Below are 1,694 nucleotides of genomic sequence, written 5' to 3' on the forward strand. Positions count from 1 at the left end.
GTCCGCGCCTGGGCCCGTGACCGCGCCGCCCTGTACGCCGCCCTCAGCAGTGCGGTCGCGGCGGCCGACGGGGGGACGGGACGCGACGGCGGGCCGGAACCGGCGTGAGTTCGCGTCGCCTCGCGGTGGCCGCCGTCGTCACCGCCGCACTCGCCGTACTGCTGTGGTGGCTGTCCCGGGACGTCGTCTCCGTCCTGCCGCCGGTGGTCGACCCGCCGGTCGAAGGGCCCATCGAGCGGGTGTTGACCGACACCCGGCTCCTGCTCGCCGCCACCGTCCTGGCCGGCCTGACCCTGGTTCTGACCACGCTCGCCATCCTCCGACGCTCCCCCCGTCGCGGGGCGTGACATATCTACTTCTAGCTGGGGTTTTCCGCGCGTTCCGCAAGCCCCGGTAACGATCGTGTGACGGTTCGCTGAGTCCGCACGGGGCTCCACCGCGTGGCGGGTGTCACGGGCTACATTTGTCGCGGTTCGGACGCATGTGACGCTCGTGAAATCGAGCAGTCGCTGCGTCCGATTCGCCGGAGAGACACCTACAGCACATGGAATCGGGGATCGGTGCAGCCGTCTAGCACTTTTGTTGGCACCACGGCGGTCGTCGGGGCGATCGCACTTCTGGGAACCGGAGTGGCCTCCGCCACGCAGGTCGAATGGCAGGACTGCACCGAGATGCTCGGGATCGAGGCCGAGTACGTGCCCGCCGGCCTCGAGTGCGGGACCGTCGAGGTCCCGGTCGACTACAACGCCCCCGACGCCGCGAAGACCAAGGTCGCGCTCACGCGCATCAAGGCCTCCTCCGGGCAGGCGCGCTCCACCGTGTTCGGCAACCCCGGTGGGCCCGGCACCTACGCGCTGAACTTCTGGAACCCGGCCCCCGACGGCAGCGGGCCCGAGGGGCTCTACGAGAACCACGACCTCGTGGCCGTCCAGCCGCGTGGCCTGTTCGGCTCGAACCCGATGGTCTGCAACGTCGACTTCGTCGGCCCGAACACCGTCAACGCGCTCCACGACGCCTGCTACGGCACCGACCCCGAGTACATGGCGTCCATGACCACCGAGAACGCCGCCCGCGACATGAACGCGGTCCGCGAGGCGCTCGAGCTGGCCGAGATCGACTACGTGGGCGTCTCGTACGGCACCGCTATCGGCACCGACTTCGCCACCCTGTTCCCCGAGAACACCGGGCGCATGGTGCTGGACTCCAACACCCACCCCGACTGGCGCTGGTCGAAGCAGGCCGAGCAGGGTGCCCTGGCGCAGGAGCGGCGGATCAACGACATCTTCGCCTGGATCGCCGAGCGTGACGACTACTACGGCCTCGGCGACACCCCGCTGAAGGTGTTCCACTCCTGGAAGTGGGTCACCGATCAGGAGGTGGGCGGCCCCGCCAACCTCACCCCGCCGCCCGCCGAGGCGCGCGACCTGCCCGTCGAGCTGCGCGGCACCCCGGTTGAGCGCCCCGCGCTGGACCTCATCAACGGCACCGCCCCCGCCCGCGCCCGCGTCGAGGGCTTCGCCCGGGCCGCGGCCCTGCAGGGGCTGACCAACAACGCCACCACCGGGCTCTACGACGCCACGGTCGGCGCCACCTATTCCGAGCAGGCGTGGCCGATGCTCGCCCACATCCTCAAGTACTACAACGACGGTGGGAACATCGCCCGGGTCGACTACGAGACCGTGGGCCTGATGCTC

2 protein-coding genes are annotated in these 1,694 nt (G+C 70.2%); both read left to right on the forward strand.

Going from position 1 to position 1,694, the window contains the following annotated elements; translation table 11 throughout:
• The first annotated feature begins 104 nt into the window (after positions 1-104).
• Positions 105-347 (forward strand): hypothetical protein, encoded by a 243-nt coding sequence (locus G6030_RS16145; protein ID WP_007630138.1) that lies wholly within the window; start codon positions 105-107, stop codon positions 345-347.
• 282 nt (positions 348-629) lie between these two features.
• A partial coding sequence (locus G6030_RS16150) for an alpha/beta fold hydrolase (RefSeq protein WP_347238685.1) occupies positions 630-1,694 on the forward strand: 1,065 nt, incomplete at its 3' end.

This window comes from Dietzia sp. E1 (genome assembly GCF_014145015.1).
Classification (GTDB): Bacteria; Actinomycetota; Actinomycetes; order Mycobacteriales; family Mycobacteriaceae; genus Dietzia; species Dietzia cinnamea_A.